The organism is Ferranicluibacter rubi, from assembly GCF_011603255.1.
In the GTDB taxonomy this organism is placed as follows: Bacteria; Pseudomonadota; Alphaproteobacteria; order Rhizobiales; family Rhizobiaceae; genus Ferranicluibacter; species Ferranicluibacter rubi.
Window position 1 is genome coordinate 149,567 of record NZ_JAANCM010000003.1, and the last position, 22,418, is coordinate 171,984.

Below are 22,418 nucleotides of genomic sequence, written 5' to 3' on the forward strand. Positions count from 1 at the left end.
CCGCTCCGGTCGTCCTGTCGGAGCGGTCGTCCTGCAATCGTGGAGCATATCCCATGAAAGTCTATCTCCTGTCCCTCGGTGCCGGGCTGCTTGTCGGCATCGTCTATAGCCTGCTCAACGTCCGCTCGCCGGCACCGCCCGTCATCGCGCTTGTCGGCCTTCTCGGCATTCTCGTCGGCGAGCAGGTCGTTCCCCTCGCAAAGTCGCTCTGGACGCGCGAGCCGGCGGCCGTTTCCTGGCTTCATCAGATCAAGCCGCACGTGTTCGGTCACCTGCCGAAGGGCGGCGGACATGTCGAGGTCGCCCGCGCCCTGAAATCGTCTGTCGAGGAGCGCAGTTGATGGCCACGCGTCGAAACGTCCTTGCGGGAGCATCGAGCTTGGCGTTGTCCAACCTCTTCCCACCGGCGAAAGCCGCCGATCCCAACCAGACCGGAGCGAACACCATGCATCCAGACCGCATTCTCCATAACGGCCGCGTCACCACGCTCGACCGCGCCAACCCCAATGCGACGGCCATTGCCATCAAGGACGGGCTGTTTCTGGAGGTCGGTTCCGACAGCGAGATCATGGCGCTGGCCGGGCCCGAGACCAAGATCGTCGACCTCAAGGGCAAGCGCGTACTTCCCGGGCTGATCGACAACCATACCCACGTCATCCGTGGCGGCCTGAACTACAATATGGAGCTGCGATGGGACGGCGTACGCTCGCTTGCCGATGCCATGGACATGCTCAAGCGTCAGGTGGCGATCACGCCGGCGCCGCAATGGGTGCGCGTGGTCGGTGGCTTCAGCGAGCATCAGTTCGCCGAAAAGCGCCTGCCGACGATCGAGGAGATCAACGCGATCGCCCCGGATACGCCGGTCTTCCTGCTCCACCTCTATGATCGCGCGCTGCTGAACGGCGCCGCCCTGCGCGCGGTCGGCTATACAAGGGAAACGCCGAACCCACCCGGCGGCGAGATCACCCGGGATGCCAACGGCAATCCGACGGGCTTGCTGCTGGCGAAGCCGAATGCGGGCATCCTCTATTCGACGCTTGCCAAGGGGCCGAAGCTGCCGCTCGACTATCAGGTCAATTCGACCCGGCACTTCATGCGCGAGCTCAACCGGCTGGGTGTGACGGGCGTCATCGATGCGGGCGGTGGCTTCCAGAACTACCCCGACGACTATGCCGTCATCCAGAAACTGTCGGATGAAGGTCAGATGACGGTGCGGCTCGCCTACAACCTCTTTACCCAGAAGCCGAAGGAGGAGAAACAGGACTTTCTCGACTGGACGGCGAGCGTCAAATACAAGCAGGGCAACGATTATTTCCGTCACAATGGTGCCGGCGAAATGCTGGTTTTCTCTGCCGCCGATTTCGAGGACTTTCGCCAGCCGCGCCCGGAAATGGCACCGGAGATGGAAGGCGAGCTTGAGGAGGTCGTCCGGGTTCTGGCCGAGAACCGTTGGCCCTGGCGCATGCACGCCACCTATGACGAAACCATCTCCCGCTCGCTCGATGTGTTCGAGAAGGTCAACAAGGATATTCCGCTTGAAGGCCTCAACTGGTTCTTCGACCATGCAGAAACGATCTCGGACCGCTCCATCGACCGGATCGCCGCGCTCGGCGGTGGTATCGCCACCCAGCACCGCATGGCCTATCAGGGCGAATATTTCGTCGAGCGCTATGGCCATGGCGTCGCCGAAGCCACGCCGCCCATCAGGAAGATGCTCGACAAGGGCGTCAACGTGTCCGCCGGTACGGATGCGACCCGTGTCGCCTCCTACAACCCGTGGGTTTCTCTCTCCTGGATGGTCACGGGCAAGACGGTCGGCGGCATGCAGCTCTATCCGCGCGCCAATTGCCTCGACCGCGAGACGGCGCTGCGCATGTGGACCGAAAAGGTCACCTGGTTCTCCAACGAGGAAGGCAAGAAGGGCCGCATCGAGAAGGGTCAGTTCGCCGATCTCGTCGTGCCGGACAAGGACTTCTTCACGTGTGCGGAAGACGAGATCTCGTTCCTGACCTCTGAACTGACCATGGTCGGCGGCAGGATCGTCTATGGAGCGGGCGACTTCAAGGCGCTGGACGAGAACGACGTGCCCCCGGCTATGCCGGACTGGTCGCCGGTGCGCACGTTCGGTGGTTATGCGGCTTGGGGCGAACCGGAGGGTGCCGGTGCCCGCTCGTTGCGCCGAACCGCCATCAGCACCTGCGGCTGCGCCAGCGATTGTGGCGTCCATGGGCACGACCATGCCGGTGCGTGGACGTCGAAACTGCCGATCTCCGACCTCAAGGGCTTCTTCGGCGCCCTCGGCTGCTCCTGCTGGGCCGTGTAACCGTCAAGAAGGACGGGCGGCACATGTCGCCCGTCGCACGGACGGAGTGGTTTCGGGATGGTCGTTTGCTACGCCGCCTTCGCCAAGGGCCTGGCACGATCCACCCGCGCCCGCTCGTCGGGCGAATTCATGACGTTCCACAGGTCGCTGCGCCGCTGCGTGTTCAGCCAGAAATCCGGGCTGTTGCCGAACACGCGCGCCAGAATGAGCGCGGTCGCCGCCGTCACGTTGCGCCGGTCGTTGCAGAGTTCGTTCACATGCTTGCGCTGGACGCCCATCGCCTCGGCCAGCACCGCCTGCGTCAGGCCGAGTGGCTGCATGAACTCTTCCGTCAGGATTTCGCCGACCGTTGCCGGCTTGCGTGTGGTCATCAACATGGCATCACCTCACCGATAGCTGTGGTCGTCGAGATAAACATCCGACGCTTCGCCGCGACCGCCGTCCAATCGGAAGGCCAGCTGCCATTGAATGTACAACGAATTTTTGCCGTGCCAAGCGCTTCCACCGAATTATTTCATTAATCGATATAATATCGTGACTATTCGTTCAATTGTTTGTCGATGTGTAAACTAGCATCATCGCTCCATCGAATGCAGCCGATCATCGGCCAACCTCAAGGAGCAGACATGACCCTCTCATCGACAGCCACGATACGCGGCAGTGCCTCGCGTCTGATCGGATCCCCGGTTACGCGGACCCTCTCGCTTCTCGCGCTTTGTGCAGCCTACATTCAAGGGCCGCTGACCAAGATCCTCGACTTCGACGGCGCGCTTGCCGAGATGAACCATTTTGGTCTGCAGCCCGCGACTTTCTTCGCCATTGCCGTTATCGTCTTTGAACTGACGGCCTCAGCGATGGTCGTCTCAGGCTTCCTGCGCTGGGCCGGCGCACTCTCGCTTGCCGCCTTCACACTTCTCGCCACGTTCATCGCCTTACGTTTCTGGGACATGGCGCCGGGCATGGATCGCATGATGGCGACCAATGCCTTCTTCGAACATCTCGGCCTCGCAGGGGCTTTCGTCCTCGTGGCAGCAGTGGACCTCAACAAGGGAGCCCGCACATGACAGCCGCAAAATCGACCGGGGGCAGCTTCGCGCCTCTCGCACAGCCCGTTTTCGCCGTCCTCTGGATCGCCACGGTTCTCGGCAATACCGGCAGCTTCATGCGCGACGTCGCCAGTTCCTGGCTGATGACGGACATCTCCGCCTCGCCTGCCGCCGTCGCCATGGTGCAGGCGGCGGGCACTCTGCCCATCTTTCTGCTCGCCATTCCCGCCGGCGTGCTCACCGATATTCTCGACCGGCGCAAGTTCCTGATCGCGGTCCAGCTCCTGCTAGCATCCGTCAGTATCTCGCTGATGATCCTCTCGCAGATGGGCATGCTTTCCGTCAGCGCGCTGATCGGCCTGACCTTTCTCGGCGGCATCGGTGCCGCCCTGATGGGGCCGACATGGCAGGCGATCGTGCCCGAGCTGGTCAAGCGCGAAGATGTGAAGAGTGCCGTGGCGCTCAACTCGCTCGGCATCAACATTGCCCGCTCTATCGGCCCGGCGGCCGGCGGCCTTCTCCTCGCGGCCTTCGGCGCCGGCATCACTTACGGCGCCGACGTCGCCAGCTATATCTTCGTCATCGCCGCGCTCGTCTGGTGGCCCCGCGCCAGGAAGGCGGACGATGCGCTGCAGGAGAACTTCTTCGGCGCTTTCCGAGCCGGGCTTCGCTACACCCGGTCGAGCCGGCCGCTCCATGTCGTGCTGATCCGCGCCGCAGTCTTCTTCGCCTTCGCCAGTGCCGTCTGGGCGTTGCTGCCGCTGGTCGCGCGCCAGCTTCTCGGCGGGGATGCGAGCTTCTACGGCATCCTGCTCGGCGCCGTCGGCGCCGGTGCCATCGGTGGCGCACTGGTCATGCCGAAGCTGCGCGAGCGTCTTAGCGCCGACGGCCTCCTCCTGACATCGGCCCTCACCACAGCGGCTGTCATGGGTATCCTGTCGCTCGCCCCGCCGAAGGCGATTGCGATCGTCGCCCTGCTCTTCCTCGGCGCCGCCTGGATCACGGCCCTGACCACGCTGAACGGTGCCGCACAGGCTGTGCTTCCCAACTGGGTCCGCGGCCGCGGCCTTGCCGTCTACCTCACGGTGTTCAACGGCGCGATGACGGCCGGCAGCCTCGGCTGGGGTGCCGTCGGCGAAGCCGTTGGTATCCGCTCGACATTGGTGATCGGCGCTGCCGGCCTTCTCGTTGCCGGTTTCCTGATGCACCGGGTGAAGCTGCCGGCCGGCGATGCCGACATGGTGCCGTCCAACCATTGGCCGGAACCCCTCGTTGCCGAACCCGTCGCCCATGATCGCGGTCCCGTCCTGATCCTCATCGAGTACACGGTCGAGAAGCAGAACCACCGTGCCTTCCTCCACGCCATCGACGGACTGTCCCACGAGCGTCGCCGGGATGGTGCCTACGGCTGGGGCGTGACCGAGGACTCGTCCGATCCGGAGAAGATCGTGGAATGGTTCATGGTCGAATCCTGGGCGGAACATCTGCGGCAGCACAAGCGGGTTTCCAACGCCGACGCCGATCTGCAGGGCAAGGTTCTGGCCTATCACCGTGGCCCGGAAAAGCCGGTCGTCCGTCACTTCCTGACGATCAACCGTCCGGGCGCTGCGTGAGGAGACAAGGAGGCGGAGCGATCCGCCTCCCGATCATTGCGAAAAGCGCAACGAACTCGACAGTATTGCAGCAATTGTTTGAACCTACGCTTTCCGACAAAATCGCTTCATCAGACAGGCAGCAGCACCAACCGAGGAACCGATATGACGGACAACGATCTTCCCCTGACACGTAGAACTGCGCTGCTCTCCGGAGCCGTCGCCGTCGCATCCCTCGCACTGCCGGCCTCGCTTTCGCTTGCAGCCGATGCCGCACACGCCCCACCAACCCAACCCAAAGCACAGGAAACCAAGAGCATGAACACCATCACCACCAAGGACGGCGTCGAGATCTTCTTCAAGGACTGGGGACGCAAGGACGCGCAGCCGATCGTTTTTCACCATGGCTGGCCGCTGTCCTCCGACGACTGGGATGCCCAGATGCTGTTCTTCCTCTCCAAAGGCTACCGCGTCGTCGCCCATGACCGGCGCGGTCACGGCCGCTCGGCGCAGGTCGCCGATGGTCACGACATGGATCATTACGCCGCCGATGCCTTCGCGGTCTTCGAACATCTCGACCTCAAGAATGCTGTTCATATCGGTCACTCCACAGGCGGCGGCGAAGTTGCACGCTACGTCGCCAAGCACGGCCAGCCGGCCGGCCGCGTCGCCAAGGCCGTCCTCGTTTCCGCCGTTCCGCCGCTGATGCTGAAGACCGAAGGCAACCCGGACGGCCTGCCGATGGAGGTGTTCGACGGCTTCCGTTCGGCGCTTGCCGCCAACCGCGCACAGTTCTTCCGCGATGTCCCGGCCGGCCCGTTCTACGGCTTCAACCGCGATGGCGCGACGGTGCAGGAAGGCGTGATCCAGAATTGGTGGCGTCAGGGCATGATGGGTGGCGCAAAGGCCCATTATGACGGCATCAAGGCCTTCTCCGAAACCGACCAGACCGAAGACCTGAAGGCCATCACGGTCCCGACGCTGGTGCTGCATGGCGAGGACGACCAGATCGTCCCGATCGGCGCCTCGGCCCACAAGTCCGTGAAGCTCCTGAAGAACGGCACGCTCAAGACCTATCCCGGCTTCGCGCACGGCATGCTGACCGTCAATGCCGACGTGCTCAACGCCGACCTGCTGGCCTTCGTGCAAGCCTGACCATGCCAAGGCGACGGGTGCACGCCTTGCATCCGTTGCTGCCTTCCCTCTTCGCCCGGCGGGGACGATCATCCTCCTCCGGGGCGCCCGAACGAAACGGTAACGATATGACCCGCAACGCCACAGCTCTTCAGCTCACCCCCGAGCTGGTCGCAAAAACGCTGCGGGTCGTCGAGGATCAGGGGCCTGAACCGAACCGCACGCCGATCTCGCCGGCTGAGCTGGACGACCTCGTCCACCGCATCGAGGCGGAAGCGGACGGTGACATCTGGGTGTTTGCCTACGGCTCCCTGATGTGGAACCCGGGCTTTGCGGCCTCGGCGAGCGAGCCCGCCATCGCCTATGGATGGCACCGCGCGTTTTCCCTGCGGATCGAACGCCTGCGGGCGACCTCGGCAGCACCGGGGCTGATGCTCGCGCTGAGGCCGGGCGGAAGCTGTGCCGGCCGCATCCTGAAGCTGCCGGCCGAAACGCGGCGGCAAGAGCTGCGCACGCTTCTCGCCCGCGAGATCCGCTATGCCGAAGTGACCGGCATGGTGCGCTGGATACCGGTCAGGACGCCGGCGGGCACCCGCAAGGTTCTCACATTCTGGGCCAGCACCAGGCATTGTCCCCTGACCGAAAGCATTCCCCTTGAAGAAGCCGCCGTGCTGATCGCCCAGGCCTGCGGCCCCGCCGGATCCTGCGCCGAGTACCTTCACCGGACGGTCTCGGATCTTTGCGAACGCAACATTCTCGACCGCAACCTCTGGCGCCTGCAGGAGATGGTTGCCGCAAGGCTGAACGCTCTTCCTGCGTGACGCGGAGGCCTGCGAAGGACGTGCCCTTCACGTCTGCGCGAGAACAGGCGAAATTCTCTGTCGAAACGGTGCAGATCTCGGCCATCTTCTTGCGCGAACGCCCGAATATTTTTACAAATCCGTCGCTTACGATGCGAGCCAAACATGGCCGCATCGAGGGTCGAGGGCCCTGCCCTCTCTTCCCTGCGCCACCCATCGCGGCGCCGGACGAAGGAATGGCCCGACGCAGCATCACCAGCGGGTTGGGAGGCCCGCGTCCCCCCGCGTCCCAAGGAGACGGACATGACATTGAAGACCATTACGGCGGCGCTGGCGGCAACGCTCGCCTTTTCGCCACTCGCCGCGACGCTTGCCCATGCCGACATCACCATCGGTCTCGTCGCACCGCTGACCGGCCCGGTCGCGGCCATCGGCGCGCAGATCAAGAACGGCGCCGAAACGGCCGTCGAGGAGCTGAACAAGAAGGGCGGCGTCAACGGCGAGAAGCTCGTTCTGAAGATCGCCGACGATGCCGGCGAGCCGAAACAGGGCGTCTCCGCTGCCAACCAGCTGATCGCCGAAGACATTCGCTTCGTCGTCGGCCCGGTCACGTCGGGCGTATCGATCCCGGCCTCCGTCGCCTTCGCCGAGAACGGCACGCTGATGGTCACCCCCACCGCGACATCGCCGGAACTGACTGCGCGCGGCCTGACCACCGTCTTTCGCACCTGCGGTCGCGATGACCAGCAGGCGGACGTTGCCGCAAAGTATGTCGTCGAGAAGTTCAAGGACAAGAAGATCGCGATCCTCAACGACAAGGGTCAGTACGGCAAGGGCCTTGCCGATGCCTTCAAGACCTCGCTGAACGCCGCCGGCATTACGGAAATCTTCAACGACGCGCTAACGGCCGGCGACAAGGATTTCAGCGCCCTCGTGACGCGCATGAAGTCGGAAGGCGTCGAGGTTCTCTACTTCGGCGGTTACCACCCGGAAGCGGGCCTCCTGGTGCGCCAGATGAAGGATGCCGGCATGACCGTGCAGCTGGTCGCCGGCGATGGCCTTTCGAACAGCGAGTTCATCGCCACCGGCGGCGATGACGCCAACGGCACCATCTATACCAATGCCGCCGACGCGCTGAAGAGCGCCGACAGCAAGGCCGCAGCCGCCGCGCTGACCGCCAAGAACATCCCGGTCGAAGCCTTCACGCTGAACGCCTATGCCGCCGTCGAAGTCATCGCCGCTGGCATCACCAAAGCGGGCAGCAAGGACGATGCCGAAGTTGTCGCCCAGGCTCTGAAGGACGGCGCGCCCATCAAGACCGCCATCGGCGATCTGACCTACGGCCAAACCGGAGACCTGACCTCGCAGAGCTTCTCCGTCTACAAGTGGGAAGGCGGCAAGACCGTCGCGGCCGAATAATCCGGCCAATCCTAAAACGGCAGCGGGCGCCTTCATGGCGCCCGTTTGCGTGATGTCATGCTCGAATCGATTTCGGTAGAAGAGATAATGCCGTAAGGAACGGGCAAATCGGCATTTGGAGGCCATGAAGTGAGCAATGACTGGAACAAGGGTGTCTCGCTCGCGCTGGAAGGACCCGGCACGTTCACCACCATTACCAACAATCAGCAGGCATCCTGGGCGCTGATCGAAGACTGGCCTCTCGAGGACGGCGAGGCGCTGGACGCGGCGCTCCTGACGCTGGAGGCTGCGATGAAAGGCAAGAAATCGGCAGAAGCCGCCCGGCTGTCCTTCATCGCCGCCGCCCATGAGGCCGGCATCGAGATCAAGGAATAAAACGACGCCTTACCGCGTGATCTTGGCAAAGCCCTTCGCGAGGATCAGGCCCGTCGGTCGGCCGGTCGGGGAGCCACCCGCCTGTTCCAGGGTCAGCTCGTAGAGCTGGCTGTCGTGCGGCTTGGGAAGGGCAGGTCCATCCAGTCGCACCGAGCGGGCGTCGTCGATCAGACCGAGCGAGACCGGGCCGCGTTCGGGCGACGGCAGGGTCCAGACCTCGATCGTCTTGCCCTCGGGAACCGTAAAGTCCGCCAGCAGCCGGACGGCTGCCTTTTCGTTGCCGAAATCCTCCACGATTGCCTGGATGTCGCCGGCCTCGTTGACGAGTACTGCCACGACGAGCGGCTCGACGGTGCGCATGAGATTGAATGAGAGCGCAACGGCGAGGATGACGGCAGCGACCATGGCCGCAAGCGCCGTCGCCCGCCAGCTGCCCGGCCGGTTGTCGTTTGCCGTCAGTCTTGATACGTCGGCAGGCGCAGCACCCTGCACAGGCAGCGCGGCATCGATGCGGCTCCAGAGATCGTCATCGATAACGGTTGGCTCCGCCGTGTCGTCCAGCGGCAGAAAACGCTCCCGGCTGGCGGCGATCGCGGCCTTGAGGTCGGGATCGCGCTCCATATCGGCCTCGACCTGCCGCGCCTCCATCGCATCCAGCAAGCCCAGCACATATTCGTCGGCGATGCCGCCGATATCGGTCCGGTCTTCGCTCATGTCATGCACTCCCGCAATGCGGAGAGACCGCGCCGGATCCAGGACTTCGTCGTGCCGAGTGGGATACTCAGCCGGCCGGCGATCTCGCCATGGGAATATCCGCCGATATAGGCCATGAGAATGCCGCGCCTTTTGGTGTCGTCGAGAGCGCCCAGGCAATCGTGAAGCCGGGAGGTTCGATCGAGCCGATGCCAGGCCGCCATGACGTGATCCACCTGATCACGCTCGCGCAGGACATCGACATCTTCGACCGTATATTCCCGCTTGCCGTCACGCAGCAGGTTGAGGGCGCGGTTTCGCACGATGGCGTAGATCCAGCCACGGGCCGAGCCGCGATCCGGCTGATACTGATGGGCCTGCGTCCAGATGCGGATGAAGCTTTCCTGAACCACCTCTTCCGCCAGATCACGCCGCCGCACGATACGCTCGGCAATCGTCACCAGACGGCCGGCCTCCCGATCGAAGATGCCGCGCAATGCTGTGCGATCACCCTTCGCGCAGGCGGCAAGTGCCGTCGTCAGATCGTCCGGCGCTGCGCCCATCGACATTTAAGACCTTTCATATCGCACCGCTCCGTCGGCGCGACCTTACATACTCTACCCGCCGGTCGGCAGAAATGGATGCGGGCTAAAAATATTTTTCAACCTGCTGCATCCAAACGGGTCAGCTCCCGTGTCTTCAAGACAGAAAGCATCGCCGTCCACGCGCAGATGCCTTCCGAAAATGGATCAACACACGGGAGATTTCCATGAAGACCGTTCGTTTCGCCTTGATCACCTCCACCGTTCTCGTTGCCAGCGCCGGCAGCCTTCTCGCCGCGCCGGTCCTCGGCCTCACCGGCGACAAGACCCTCGTCATGTTCGACACGGAGAAACCCGCCGTCACGAAGAGCATGGATGTCACCGGCGTCGATAAGCTCGTCGGCATCGACTTTCGCCCCGGAAACAAGACCGTCATCGGCGTCACGCCGGAAAACGAGATCGTCTCGATCAACCTCGAGACGGGTGCCGCGACGTCTGTCGCCAAGATGGACAAGATGCTGACGGTGACGGCCGCCCCTGTCGTGGTCGATTTCAACCCGATGGCCGATCGGCTACGCTTCATGACCGGCACGACCAACCACCGCGTCCACCCGGATACCGGCGCCGTCACGGTCGATGGCACGCTCGCCTTCGAAGATGGCGACATGCACAAGGGTGAGACGCCGGACATCGTCGCTGCAGCCTATACCAATTCGATCGGCAAGCCGGAGAAGACGGCGATGTACAATATCGATGCAACGATCGGCGGCCTGATCCAGCAGACGAAGCCAAATGACGGCACCTTGAAAGCCATCGGCAAGCTCGGCCTGAAGGACAAGCCGGCAACCTATGCCTTCGATATCCAGGGCATGAAGAACGGTGGCAACGCCGCCTATCTCGCCGCCGGCAAGACGCTCTACACGGTGAACCTGGAGACCGGTGCTGCCACCGAAGTCGGTGCGATCACAGGCCTCGACAACGACCTGCGCGATATCGCGATCCTGCCGGCGATGTAACCGTCGCCAGAACTGTGCGGCCGTGCTGATGCGCGGCCGCACATCTGTGCCCTCGTCCGCATCTTCGTCGTTTACAGGCTCCGGATGCGGGGACTAGCAGATTGGTTGCCCCGCACCGCGACGGACGCGCGTTCCACGAGCTGTGTCGGAAGGACCAGATGTCGCGGCGCGCATCGCTCACCGCTCAGCCTTTCGATCAGCATTTTCGCTGCGGCCTCTCCCATTTCGTAGACGGGCTGGCGGACGACGGTGACCGGTGGCGTCGTCACCGCCGTCCACGCGGCATCGTGGAAGGTGACGAGCGATAGCGCCTCCGGCATTTCGATGCCATGCTCGCGCGCCACCTTGAAGATCTCCAGTGCGATGAGGCTGTCCGACGCGATGATGGCGCTGGGGGCCGTGGCCTCGCGCAGCAGGTCGATCGTCAACCGGCGCGTTGCGTCAGGCGTGTTGGCACCCAGCCGCACCCATCGCGGCATCTCGGCGATACCGGCCTGCGCGCCGACCTCAAGGAACCCCTCGATGCGTTCACGCACGGATGCCGTCAGGATGTCGCGCGTGTCGCGATAGAGATGCGTCGGCGTATCGCAGGCCGTGACATAGGCGATCTCGCGGTGGCCGCGCTCGACCAGCAGACGTGTGACGGCTTCCGCCGCCTGCCGGTCGTCCGCCGTGACGCTGTCGACCGCCAGTGCCGCGATGGCGCGGTCCAGCAGGACCAGCGGCCGGCCCGCATGGCCGATGTCTTCGAGATGACCGATCGCGCTCTCCTGTGCCGGCGACACGATCAGGCCATCGACCCGCTTTGCCACCAGAGTCTCGATCGCCGCGCGCTCGGCCGCGACATCCTCACCCGAATTGGCAAGGACGACATTGAAGCCGCTCGCGCGGGCCGCATCCGAAATGCCCCGCACGGCCGACCCGAAGAACGGGTTCTCGATATCGCCGACGACGACGCCAATCGTTCCCGACCGGCCGGTGGTCATGCTGCGGGCCAGTTCGTTGGGGCGATAATCCAACTCTTGCGCGGCCAGCATCACCGCATCCCGCGCCTTGTCGCTCACGGTTCCATAGCCGCCGAGCACGCGCGCGGCCGTGGCTTTCGACACGCCCGACAGACGCGCTACGTCGGCCACTGTCGCAGCGGTGTTTTTCGGCTGAGGTTCTTTCATTCACCCAGCTTTACAAGAGATATTGACGGCGGGTCAACGCGTATATATCAATCGTAAATGCATCAAGAGACCGGTCTCATTTAAAAAGAAACCGGTCTCACGCTTCATCATAACGAGATCGGCTCATGACATCACGGTCACGCCGGAGGGAGATCCTCTGTCTGGCGAAGCCTCTTGATGTCCTGCAAAGCCGATCCGCCCTACCCACCAGAGACGGAGAACCATCATGACGATTTCAGCTTTGTCCAAACTCTCGCTCAGCCCCGTTCTGCGAACGGCAGCCCTTGCCGTCACACTCGCTCTCTCGGGCGGCCTGTCTACAGCCGCGCTCGCAGCCGAGAACCCTTATGGCCTGATCGACCCGCAAACCATCAGCGTCGGCACGATGGGGGATGCAAAGCCCTACACCTTCACCACGGTCGAGGGTGGCTTCACGGGCTTCGACATCGAGCTGTTCCTCGACGTCGCCAAGCGCATGGGGTTCACGAAGGAACAGGTCATCTTCACGGGCCAGGAATTCTCAGCCCTGATGCCGTCCGTTGCGAACGGTCGCTTCGACGTTGCGGTTGCCGCCATCGGCACGACCGACAAGCGCAAGCAGACGGTCGATTTCTCCGACGGCTATCTCGCCGGCTACCTCTCCGTCGTCACGCCAGAGGCTGCGATCACGGATGCAGCTTCGCTCAAAGGCAAGCGCCTCGGCGTCGTGCAGGGAACGTTGCAGGAGATCTACGCAGAAAAGACGTTCACCAGCACCGATCTCGTTAAGTTCCCAGACAACAATTCCGCGATATCGGGCCTGAACAACGGTACCGTCGACGCGCACTTCCTCGACTACGAGGCCGCCAAGGACTACACGACGCGCTATCCCGCGCTGAAGGTCGCCATCAATATTCCCAGCTTCGACGCGCCGGCCGGCTTCGTCATCCGCAAGGGCAACGACGCTCTGCGGACGGCATTCAACACGGCGCTCCACGCGGCGATGCAGGACGGCACCTGGAAAACGCTCTACGAAAAGTGGTTCCCCGGCTCGCCGATGCCGGATGCCTATCTCCCCAAGAAGTGACGCCTGGACCCGGTCGCATGTCGCGGCCGGGTATTCATCTGCCGCCGCCCGGCATTGTGTGTGCCGGCGGCGGCTGGAGACACTTTGAAGGAAGACTGCATGAACTGGTTCGACAATATCAGCCGGAGCTTTTTCGACTGGAACGCGATGGCCGAAGTTCTGCCGACGATGATCACGGTCGGGCTGAAGAACACCCTCATCCTCGCGGCCGCATCCACGGTCTTCGGGGTCATCATCGGCATGATTCTCGCCATCATGGGCATATCGCGGTCTGCCTGGCTGCGCATTCCCGCCCGGCTCTACACCGATATCTTCCGTGGTCTTCCCGCCATCGTCACCATCCTGTTGATCGGCCAGGGTTTTGCGCGGATCGGGCGGGACCTGTTCGGCCCCTCCCCCTATCCGCTCGGGATTCTGGCTCTCAGCCTCATTGCCGGGGCCTATATCGGCGAGATCTTCCGCTCGGGCATCCAGAGCGTCGATCGCGGGCAGATGGAAGCGTCGCGGGCGCTCAGCATGAGCTACGGCCAGGGCATGCGCATCATCGTCGTACCGCAGGGCGTGCGCCGGGTGCTGCCGGCTCTGGTCAACCAGTTCATCGGCAATGTGAAGGATTCGAGCCTCGTCTACTTCCTCGGCCTTCTCGCTTCCGAGCGCGAAATCTTTCGCGTGGGGCAGGATCAGGCCGTCGTCACCGGCAACCTCTCGCCGCTGCTGCTGGCCGGCGTCTTCTACCTCGTCATTACCGTGCCGCTGACGCATGTAGTCAACACCATCGACACGCGTCTGCGGATCGGCAAGCAGAAAACGACCACGGTCACGAGCGGACTGGAGGAAGTCTCAGAACTCGACCGTGCGCAACAGACCAAGGACACCAGCGCCGCCTTCAAGGGTGGCAGCATCGAGGTGCGCGACCTGACCATGGCCTATGGCGAACTCGACGTGCTGAAGGGCGTCGATCTCACCGTCAAGCCGGGCAGCGTGACCTGCATCATCGGCCCGTCGGGCTCCGGCAAATCGACGCTGCTGCGCTGCCTCAACCGCCTCGTCGAGCCGAAAGGCGGAACGCTGCTTCTGGATGGCGACAGCATTCTCGCGATGAAGCCCGAGAAGCTGCGCCGGCGCGTCGGCATGGTGTTCCAGCATTTCAATCTCTTTCCCGATCACACCGCCCTCGACAACGTCATGCTGTCTCTCACCAAGATCAAGCATATGCCGCGCGGTGAAGCCGAACGCATCGCCAAGGCCCGGCTTGCCGATGTCGGCCTTGCCAGCCGCCAGCATCACCGGCCCGGCGGGCTGTCCGGCGGCCAGCAGCAGCGCGTCGCCATCGCCCGGGCGCTTGCCATGGAGCCTGAAGTCATCCTGTTCGACGAAGTCACGAGCGCGCTGGATCCGGAACTGGTCAAGGGCGTCCTGAACCTGATGGCGGATCTCGGGGGACGCGGCATGACCATGGTCGTCGTCACCCACGAAATGGGCTTTGCCCGACGGGTGGCCGATCAGGTCGTGTTCATGGACGAGGGCCGCGTGGTGGAAGCCGGCACGCCGGCACAGATCTTCGACGACCCGCAAAGCCCGCGCCTGCGGCGCTTCCTCGCCGAAGTGCTGTGACGCGAACACCGTGATACGGACGCCTTTTTCGGCTCCGCCGTCTCCGTCAACCGGGAACCCGTTTCCATTCCATCAGCAAGCAGTGAAAGACACTCCCATGTCCGACAAAACCATATCGTCCGCCGTCATCATCGGCGCCGGCATCTTCGGCGTTTCCACAGCCGTGCAGCTTCTGCGGCGCGGCGTTTCCGTGACCCTCGTGAATGACGGCCCGGTCGCCAACGGCGCGTCCGGCCGCTCGCTGTCCTGGCTGAATTCCGCCCGGATGCGCTCCAATCCCTATCATCTGCTGCGCATGGCCGGCATCGACCGGTACAGAACATTGGCGAGCCGGATCGGCCCGGTGGACTGGCTCCGCTTCGATGGCGGCCTCACCTGGGATGCGGACGACGCCACCAACGAGATCGCGGCGGCCTATGCCCATGAAGTATCGCTGGCCTATGACGCTCAGCATCTGACGCCCGGCGATGTGGACAAGTGGACGCCCGGCGTCGATGCCACAGCCATCACGGGGAATTCGGCAATCTTCAATCCCGGCGAAGGCTGGGTGGATCTGCCCTCGTTGATCGACCTTCTCCTTGCCGACGTCACCGCCCTCGGCGGCACGCTCGTCACCACCGAAGGCAGCGCCAGCGTCATCGTCGAAAACGACCGCGCCGCCGGCGTGCAGACGACGGCAGGCGTGCGGCACATGGCGGATGCCGTGCTGATCGCCACCGGCCCTGCGGTACCGGCCATGGCTGCCGAACTGGGCGCGACGATCCTCGATGGCACGCCGGTCGCTCTTCTTCTGACGACCAAGCCGATCGACCATCCGCTGAAAGCCGTGCTCAACACGCCGCGCGTCGCCGTGCGCCCCACCCCGGACGGTGCCTTCGTCATCGATGCCGACTGGGCTGCAGACGAGGTCGTCACCCATGCCGACGGCGCCTACGAGGTGAAGGACACGACCGTATCTGGCCTGTTGGCCGAGGCGTCAAAAGTGCTCTCCGGTCATCCCAAGCTGGAACTCGCGTCCTACGCCGCCGGGCGCAAGCCCATTCCGGCCGATGGCGATCCGGTGCTGGGCGCGTTGCCGACCGTGCCAGGCTGCCATGTCGCCTTCAGCCATAGCGGCGCAACGCTCGGCCTCATCGTCGGCGAACTCACCGCCTATGAAATGGCAACCGGCCAACGCCACCCGCTGCTCGAAACATTCCGCCCGGAGCGCTTCAGCGCCTGATGCCACGGATCGAAGGGGCGGCCCCGAAGGCGCCGCCCCTTCGATATGGCACAACGCCCTCTCCCGACCCCTGTGGAATTGCAGACGCACTATCGACAGGAGCCGGCTCGCCTATCCCGATCGCACCTAGAAGACCTTGCCCTCCTTCAGATGCGTCGTCGTTTCGTTCAGAAGATAGTCACCGACCACACGCGACTTGTGCAGCAGGGGATTGTGATTGAGGACAGTCCGGATATTGCGCCAATGGCGGTCGAAATTGTTGTCGCGCGACGTGGCGGAGCCGCCACCGAGCTCGAACATCCGTTCGGCGCTGCGCGGCCCGAGCTGGCCGAGGATGAGTTGGGTCTGCGCCGTTGCGAGTGCGCTGGAGATGAGCGCCTGTTCGATCTCCGCCTCGTTACGCCGGGCAAAGGCGGCGACGGTCCGGTCCAGTGCCGCCGCGGCCGCCGCGACAGCTTGATCGATCGCGAAGGCGTTCGCGGCGATCTCTCCGATCACCTGCTGCACGAAGGGATCCTGCCTTGCGGTTTCGGCTGCGCTATGGGCCGTGGAACGTGCCTGCCGCCGGACATAGGCAATCCCGTCCGAAAGCACGTTGCGCACGGCACCCGCCGCACTGGCGGCGAGATGCAGCTGCCGTTGCGTGGAACAGTGCCGCCCGACGAGATCGTCGAGGCTTCGCCGTGTGAACTCGTGCGGAAACACCTCGACATTGTCGAGAATAATGCCGCCACTGGCCGTCAGGCGCTGGCCCATGCCGTCCCAGTCATCCAGGATCGTGATGCCTTCGCGCTCGACGGGCAGCAGCACCCCGACAGGCTGGCCCTGTTCGTCCAGAGCGCTGAAAGAGGCGAAATCGGCAAAGGCCGTGCCGGTCGCGTACCACTTCCGGCCGTTCAAGCGGAACGTGTCGCCTTGTCGCACGATGGTCGTCGTAACTTGCCCCGGCCGTGCCGTCCCCTGTTCCGTATGCGCGCCGCCGAAGAGCTTTCCCGCAAGGATCAGCTCCACCGCGCCGGCATCGCGCCGGTCGGGCGCGCTCAGGATCGTGTTCTCGACATAATTGAAATGCGAACGCAAGGCATGCGCGACGTTGGAATCCGCCGCGCCGATGGAAGCGATCATCTCGATAAAGTCCACTGCGGAGCCTCCGGGTCCGCCCAGCGCCACGGGAATGCGCAACGTGCCGAGGCCCAGTTCGCGGAACAGGCGAAAAGCTTCGAAAGGCAGTTCGCGGTCGCGGTCCCGCCGTGCAGCATCCTTTGCGATCTCGGCCGTGAAGGTGGGGATGCGCGCGAGGAGATCCTCGCGTGTCGGGCGTCTGGTCGTCTGCAATGTGGCGATGCTCAAGCAAAGGCCTCCCGGAATGGGCGTCTGCGCGAGTGACCGGATCTTCTCCGGTCGCTCGGTTTCATTGATTTCGTTTGTCTTTTCGGGATAACCGGTTTCCCCCTATCCCTCACAAACTCTCGTGGCTCGGTCAGCTCTCGAAGGAGATCTCGGCGCCGTTGCTCCAGAGGTCCTCGACGCCGATCTTCAGGTTCTTGATCCGCTTGTCATAGACCGTGATCACGGAAGGCGTGACGATGTCGAGCGTCGGCAGGTCCTGCACCACCAGCGTCTGGAATTCCTTGAAAAGCTGCAGCCGCTTCTTCTCGTCGATTTCGACCGCCGCAGCCTCCAGCAGACGATCGACGTCCGGGTTGGAATATCTCGAACCATTGGTGAAGGGCACGCCCGGTTTGAAGTTCTTCGACCAGTAGAGCCGCTGGATGCCAACCGTGGGATCATAGAGATTGCTCATGCCCTCGATGGCGATGTCGAAATCGCGATCGGTGAAGATCCGCTTCACGAACGTGGCGAAATCCTGACTGCGAAGCTCGACCTTGATGCCGACCTTGGAGAGCGCCTGAGCGAAATACTCCGCCGTCTGCTTGGGAGGACCGGACGGCTGCGTGGGATCGATGAAGAGCTTGAAGCGGAAACCGTCGGCACCCCGCTTGTAGCCGGCTTCGTCCAGAAGCTTTTCCGCCTTCTCCGGACTGAAGTCGTATTTCGGCAGATCCGGCGTATAGAATTTGACCAGGTCGGGGCTGACCGGGCCGTCGAGCCGCGTTGCATAGCCGAGATAGACGGTGTTGACGATGAAGTCCTTGTCGATCGCATGGGCGATCGCGTGACGCACCTTGATGTCGGCGAGGTACTTGTTTTCGAGATTGAACTCGGCGCGCGCAATGCTCGGCGAATAGGGCGCGGGCGCGGTATCGACCACAAGGTTCGGATTGGCCTTGAGGCGTTCGATATCTGTCAGCGGCAGGTTGGCGGTGGAGATCTGCACTTCCCCGGTTTCGATCGCCGCCACCGCCGCAGCGGGGTCGATGATGAAGCGGAAGATGATCTGGTCGAGATAGGGCTTGGGCGCTCCCCAGTAATTCTCGTTGCGTTCGAAGAGTGCATGGCTGCCACGCACCCACTCCACGAACTTGTAGGGCCCGGTGCCGACGGGCGCGACATTGTGCGGGTTCTCGGCGATCTTCGTGCCTTCATAAAGATGCTTCGGCACGATCGGCGCTTCGAAGCTGGCAAAGGCGCTGAGAAGATAGGGCGCAGGCTTGGACAGAAGCAGCTCGACCTCATGGCTGCCCAGCACGTTGGCCTTCTGCACGGAGGCGAAGGTCGCCCGACCGCGCGGGTGGTTTTCCTTCAGCGCCAGGATGGAGAAGGCGACGTCCTCGGCCGTGAAGTCCCGGCCATCATGCCATTTGACGCCCTTCCTGAGCTTGAACCAGTAGCGAAGGCCATCCTTGCTGACCGTCCATTCGGTTGCCAGGAGCGGCTGCGGGGCAAAATTGCGGTCATAGGTCAGCAAACTCTCGGTCGCCTTGCCACTGACGTAATAGGCGGCGCCTGCGGAGTGGGCGATGAGCACGAGAACGGGCGGTTCCGTTCCAATGTTGATCGAAACGGTGCCGCCGCGCGTCGGCTCGGTCTCAGCCCACACGCCTTGCGGAATGGCGGTAGTGGCCGCCAGCGCGACGGTGGAAAGCAGGAGGGCGCGGCGGGTCGGCGTCGGACCCCAGGTCGTCTTGATCGTCATGATATTCCCCAAAGCAGCCATCCGGCAGGGCGGACGGCCCGAATTCGTCAGACACCCGCCTCCGGGCGATGCGTCACACACTATATTGTCTATAAATTTTATCGAGATAATAGATTTCTGTCCGCGTGAGATTGATTGGAAAAACTCAAGCGTTTTCCGCTTCTCCGCAGAAATGCCGGTTCCCTCGCGCGGACGCGAACAAACGTGAGGCGAGACAGCAGGAGAGACGAAAAAGCCCCGGAGTCGATGTCCGGGGCTTCGGTGCGGGACGCGGCCGCTCTATGTTCGACAAGAAACGAATTCAGGCGACGCGCTGGGGACGAGCGAGCGGAACGACTGCGCCGGAGGGAGCAGAGGTGCGGGGAACGCGCCCTTCGACCGGATGCCCCGGATCCGTGAAGCCGGGCGTGGAGGGGTGCCCGGTTGCGACCAGCCGATCGACGAGCGCCTCGTCCTCCGCATCCAGCGTCACATCGAGCGCGCGGAGATAGGCATCCCAATGCGCTTCTGTGCGCGGGCCGGCGATGGCGGACGTAACGAGCTTGTTGTTCAGCACCCAGGCCAGGGCAAAATCGGCAGGTGAAATGCCCTTCGCCTGCGCATGGGCGGCGATCTGCTTGGCGATCGCGATCGATTCCTCGCGGAACTCGACGTCGTGCATGCGCTTGTCGCCGCGACCGGCCCGGGTATCTGCAGCCGGGGCTTCTCCAACGTTGTATTTGCCGGTGAGCACGCCGCGTGCGAGCGGGCTGTAGGAGACGACACCGAGACCGTATGCGGCCGCGGCCGGAAGCTGCTCGGCTTCGGCCGTGCGATTGACGATATTGTAGAGCGGCTGGCTGGCGACCGGCCGGTCGATGCCCAGCTGGTCGGCGAGATGCGCGACCTCCGCGATGCGCCAGCCGCGGAAATTGGACACGCCGAAATAGCGCAGCTTGCCGGCCTTGATGAGGTCGGCGATCGCCCGGACCGGCTCTTCCAGCGGGGCGTCGAATACGGCCCGGTGGAAGTAGAGAATGTCGATATAGTCGGTGCCGAGGTTGCGCAGCGAGTTCTCGACCGTCTGATAGATCCATTTGCGCGAGTAGCCCCCGCGGTTCGGGCCGCCGTTGCGGGCGTTCACGAACTTGGTGGCAACGACCCAGCTGTCGCGGTTCTTGGCGATGCCGCGGCCGACGACCTTTTCCGACTGGCCGTCGTGGTAGACATCGGCCGTATCGATAAAATTGATGCCCTGTTCATGCGCCTTGTCGATGATGCGGAAGGCGACGTCATCCGGCGTCTGGTTGCCGAACATCATGGCCCCCAGCGTCAGTGGAGAGACCTTGAGGGCACTGCGCCCGAGATAGCGGTGGTCGACCATCGTGAAAAACTCCTTTGATTCAGTGGATGTGGCTCGCAAGGTGGCAGGCGACCTGATGGCCGGGTGCAACGGTGCGGAATTCGGGTTCGTGCGTGCGACAGAGGTCGGTGGCAAGCGGACAGCGGGTGTGAAACCGGCAGCCTGTGGGAATGTCGCTGGGGCTCGGCAGGTCGCCGCCCAGCGGTGCCGCCTGACGCGGACGTGCGGGATCGGGAACCGCATCCATCAGCGCCCGCGTATAGGGATGCCGCGGATCCGACCAGAGCGTCGCATTGTCGGCGCTCTCCACGATCCGGCCGAGATACATCACGAGCACCCGGTCCGCAAAATAGCGCACGACGGAAAGGTCATGGCTGATGAAGAGATAGGACAGGCCGAATTCCTTCTTCATCTCCACGAGCAGATTAAGGATCTGCGCCTGGATGGAGAGATCGAGCGCCGAGACGGGTTCGTCGCAGACGACCAGCTCCGGACTGAGGAGCAGCGCCCGGGCGATGCCGATGCGCTGCCGCTGTCCGCCGGAGAATTCGTGCGGATAGCGGTTGATCGAATCCGCCGGCAGCCCGACCTTGGCGACGATCCCCGAAATGACCTGCTGCCGTCTGGCGCGGTCGCCCGCCTTGTGCACGATCAGCGGCGCCTCGAGGATCTCGCCGATTGTCTGGCGCGGATTGAGGGAGGCATAGGGGTCCTGAAAGATCATCTGGATCGACTTGCGCACGCTGCGCAGGCTTTTCTGATCGCGTGTGGTGATATCCTCGCCCTTGAACGCGATACGGCCCGCCGTCGGCTCGACCAGCCGCAGCACCGTCTTGCCGAGCGTGGACTTGCCGCAGCCGCTTTCGCCGACGAGACCCACGGTTTCGCCACGCTCCACCACGAGATCGACGCCATCCACGGCTCGCAGCAGGCCGTCGCGGCTCTTGTAATGAGTTTTGAGGTCAGAAACGGAGAGAAGCGGCATGGGGCACGGCCTTGCTGGATGTCGTGAAGGGGCAGGCGACCAGCCGATCTTCCGCCGGAACGATCAACGGGGGCACGTGATGGCCGCAGCTGGCCCGCGCCTGGTTGCATCGCGGCCGGAAGGGACAGCCCGCCTCGCCGACGGCCGAGACGATGGAGCCGGGGATTTCGGTCAGCGGGCCGTCGCGATAGTGGAAATCGCGCTTGAGCCGGGGCGAGGCCGAAAGCAGGCCGCGTGTGTAGGGATGCAGCGGATCGTCGAAGAGGTCGCCCGGCAACGCCTGCTCGACCTTTCGCCCGGCATACATGACGACGACATTGTCGGCCCATTGCGCGACGACGCCGAGATCATGCGTGATGAGGATCACGGCCATCCGCAGCTCGCGCCGAAGCGTGTCCAGCAGGTCGAGCACCTGCGCTTGAATGGTGACGTCGAGCGCCGTGGTCGGCTCGTCGGCGATCAGCAGCTTCGGTTTGCAGGCAACCGCGATGGCGATCATCACGCGCTGACGCATGCCGCCAGACAGCTGGTGCGGATAATCGTCGATCCGCTTGTCCGGCGCGGGGATGCGGACCAGCTCCAGAAGTTCGATCGCGCGCCTGCGCGCCGCCCTGCCCGACAGCTTTTCATGGACCATCAGCACCTCGGCGATCTGCCGGCCGATGGTCATGACCGGATTGAGGCTCGTCATCGGCTCCTGAAAGATCATCGCGATCTCGCGCCCGCGCAGATGCCGCATCTCGCGCGCGGCAAGCCCGGTCAGCTCGCGCCCACCGAAGGAAATGCGGCTCTCCGCCGCGATCTCGGCCGCGCTCGGCAGAAGCTGCATCAACGCCAGGGCCGTCAGCGATTTCCCGGAGCCGGATTCCCCGACGATCGCCAGGGTCTCGCTGTGTCCGATCTCGAAGGACAGGTTGCGCACGGGTTCGGCGCGGGTAAAGCGGATGGTGAGGTTATCAACCTGAAGCAAAGAGGTCATC

21 protein-coding genes are annotated in these 22,418 nt (G+C 63.7%); 12 read left to right on the forward strand and 9 right to left on the reverse strand.

What is annotated here, in order from left to right:
• Positions 1 to 53 precede the first annotated feature (53 nt).
• On the forward strand, positions 54 to 341 hold the full coding sequence (locus G8E10_RS07300) for a XapX domain-containing protein (protein ID WP_110802390.1): 288 nt from the start codon (positions 54 to 56) through the stop codon (positions 339 to 341).
• Positions 341 to 2,323: an amidohydrolase gene (locus tag G8E10_RS07305; protein ID WP_110802388.1), complete on the forward strand. Its 1,983-nt coding sequence runs from the start codon at positions 341 to 343 to the stop codon at positions 2,321 to 2,323. Before G8E10_RS07300 ends, G8E10_RS07305 begins: the two co-directional genes overlap by 1 nt.
• A 68-nt stretch (positions 2,324 to 2,391) precedes the next feature.
• Here G8E10_RS07305 and G8E10_RS07310 read toward each other — a convergent pair whose 3' ends face one another.
• Entirely contained in the window at positions 2,392 to 2,700 is a 309-nt protein-coding gene (locus tag G8E10_RS07310) for a HigA family addiction module antitoxin (protein ID WP_110808199.1), read from the reverse strand.
• 249 nt (positions 2,701 to 2,949) lie between these two features.
• On the opposite strand from G8E10_RS07310, the gene G8E10_RS07320 reads away from it, so the two are divergent.
• The 6 genes from G8E10_RS07320 to G8E10_RS07345 all read left to right on the forward strand — a co-directional run bounded on the left by G8E10_RS07320 (position 2,950) and on the right by G8E10_RS07345 (position 8,689).
• On the forward strand, positions 2,950 to 3,387 hold the full coding sequence (locus tag G8E10_RS07320) for a DoxX family protein (protein WP_110802384.1): 438 nt from the start codon (positions 2,950 to 2,952) through the stop codon (positions 3,385 to 3,387).
• Entirely contained in the window at positions 3,384 to 4,982 is a 1,599-nt protein-coding gene (locus tag G8E10_RS07325) for an MFS transporter (protein WP_110802382.1), read from the forward strand. The genes G8E10_RS07320 and G8E10_RS07325 overlap by 4 nt, the downstream gene beginning before the upstream one ends.
• A 297-nt stretch (positions 4,983 to 5,279) precedes the next feature.
• Entirely contained in the window at positions 5,280 to 6,116 is an 837-nt protein-coding gene (locus G8E10_RS07330) for an alpha/beta fold hydrolase (RefSeq protein ID WP_110802554.1), read from the forward strand.
• A 107-nt stretch (positions 6,117 to 6,223) separates the two neighbouring features.
• Positions 6,224 to 6,916 carry a gamma-glutamylcyclotransferase gene (locus G8E10_RS07335; RefSeq protein WP_110802381.1) on the forward strand — a complete coding sequence of 231 codons (693 nt, stop codon included), beginning with the start codon at positions 6,224 to 6,226 and terminating at the stop codon, positions 6,914 to 6,916.
• 282 nt (positions 6,917 to 7,198) lie between these two features.
• Positions 7,199 to 8,314, forward strand: coding sequence for a branched-chain amino acid ABC transporter substrate-binding protein (locus tag G8E10_RS07340; protein ID WP_167128140.1), 1,116 nt, complete (start codon positions 7,199 to 7,201; stop codon positions 8,312 to 8,314).
• Between the two features lie 129 nt (positions 8,315 to 8,443).
• Positions 8,444 to 8,689, forward strand: a complete 246-nt coding sequence (locus G8E10_RS07345) for a DUF982 domain-containing protein (RefSeq protein ID WP_110729023.1) — start codon at positions 8,444 to 8,446, stop codon at positions 8,687 to 8,689.
• 9 nt (positions 8,690 to 8,698) lie between these two features.
• Here the strand turns inward: G8E10_RS07345 and G8E10_RS07350 are convergent, their stop codons facing one another.
• Together G8E10_RS07350 and G8E10_RS07355 are read right to left on the reverse strand one after the other, a co-directional pair.
• Positions 8,699 to 9,403 (reverse strand): anti-sigma factor, encoded by a 705-nt coding sequence (locus G8E10_RS07350; protein ID WP_110802377.1) that lies wholly within the window; start codon positions 9,401 to 9,403, stop codon positions 8,699 to 8,701.
• Positions 9,400 to 9,951 carry a sigma-70 family RNA polymerase sigma factor gene (locus tag G8E10_RS07355; protein ID WP_425530828.1) on the reverse strand — a complete coding sequence of 184 codons (552 nt, stop codon included), beginning with the start codon at positions 9,949 to 9,951 and terminating at the stop codon, positions 9,400 to 9,402. The genes G8E10_RS07350 and G8E10_RS07355 overlap by 4 nt, the downstream gene beginning before the upstream one ends.
• A gap of 200 nt (positions 9,952 to 10,151) precedes the next feature.
• Here G8E10_RS07355 and G8E10_RS07360 point away from each other — a divergent pair, with 200 nt between their 5' ends.
• Positions 10,152 to 10,940, forward strand: a complete 789-nt coding sequence (locus tag G8E10_RS07360; protein ID WP_110802375.1) for a DUF4394 domain-containing protein — start codon at positions 10,152 to 10,154, stop codon at positions 10,938 to 10,940.
• A 71-nt stretch (positions 10,941 to 11,011) separates the two neighbouring features.
• Here G8E10_RS07360 and G8E10_RS07365 read toward each other — a convergent pair whose 3' ends face one another.
• On the reverse strand, positions 11,012 to 12,112 hold the full coding sequence (locus tag G8E10_RS07365; protein WP_110802374.1) for a LacI family DNA-binding transcriptional regulator: 1,101 nt from the start codon (positions 12,110 to 12,112) through the stop codon (positions 11,012 to 11,014).
• Positions 12,113 to 12,338: 226 nt separating this feature from the next.
• Here G8E10_RS07365 and G8E10_RS07370 point away from each other — a divergent pair, with 226 nt between their 5' ends.
• The 3 genes from G8E10_RS07370 to G8E10_RS07380 all read left to right on the forward strand — a co-directional run bounded on the left by G8E10_RS07370 (position 12,339) and on the right by G8E10_RS07380 (position 16,014).
• On the forward strand, positions 12,339 to 13,178 hold the full coding sequence (locus G8E10_RS07370) for an ABC transporter substrate-binding protein (RefSeq protein WP_110802372.1): 840 nt from the start codon (positions 12,339 to 12,341) through the stop codon (positions 13,176 to 13,178).
• Positions 13,179 to 13,277: 99 nt separating this feature from the next.
• A complete protein-coding gene (locus G8E10_RS07375) occupies positions 13,278 to 14,792 on the forward strand; it encodes an amino acid ABC transporter permease/ATP-binding protein (protein WP_110729028.1) in 1,515 nt (504 codons plus the stop codon).
• 97 nt (positions 14,793 to 14,889) lie between these two features.
• Entirely contained in the window at positions 14,890 to 16,014 is a 1,125-nt protein-coding gene (locus tag G8E10_RS07380) for an NAD(P)/FAD-dependent oxidoreductase (protein WP_110802370.1), read from the forward strand.
• Between the two features lie 126 nt (positions 16,015 to 16,140).
• On the opposite strand, the gene G8E10_RS07385 is transcribed toward G8E10_RS07380, so the two are convergent.
• From G8E10_RS07385 to G8E10_RS07405, 5 genes are all read right to left on the reverse strand, one after another.
• Positions 16,141 to 17,364, reverse strand: coding sequence for an acyl-CoA dehydrogenase family protein (locus tag G8E10_RS07385; protein ID WP_110802368.1), 1,224 nt, complete (start codon positions 17,362 to 17,364; stop codon positions 16,141 to 16,143).
• A gap of 130 nt (positions 17,365 to 17,494) precedes the next feature.
• The gene (locus G8E10_RS07390) at positions 17,495 to 19,111 is read right to left on the reverse strand and encodes an ABC transporter substrate-binding protein (protein ID WP_110802550.1); all 1,617 of its coding nucleotides are present in this window, start codon (positions 19,109 to 19,111) and stop codon (positions 17,495 to 17,497) included.
• Positions 19,112 to 19,412: 301 nt separating this feature from the next.
• Entirely contained in the window at positions 19,413 to 20,474 is a 1,062-nt protein-coding gene (locus G8E10_RS07395; RefSeq protein ID WP_110802366.1) for an aldo/keto reductase, read from the reverse strand.
• A 19-nt stretch (positions 20,475 to 20,493) separates the two neighbouring features.
• Complete coding sequence (locus G8E10_RS07400) at positions 20,494 to 21,438, reverse strand: ABC transporter ATP-binding protein (protein ID WP_110802364.1); 945 nt, start codon at positions 21,436 to 21,438, stop codon at positions 20,494 to 20,496.
• Entirely contained in the window at positions 21,416 to 22,417 is a 1,002-nt protein-coding gene (locus G8E10_RS07405; protein WP_110802362.1) for an ABC transporter ATP-binding protein, read from the reverse strand. Before G8E10_RS07405 ends, G8E10_RS07400 begins: the two co-directional genes overlap by 23 nt.
• Between the last annotated feature and the right edge of the window lies 1 nt (position 22,418).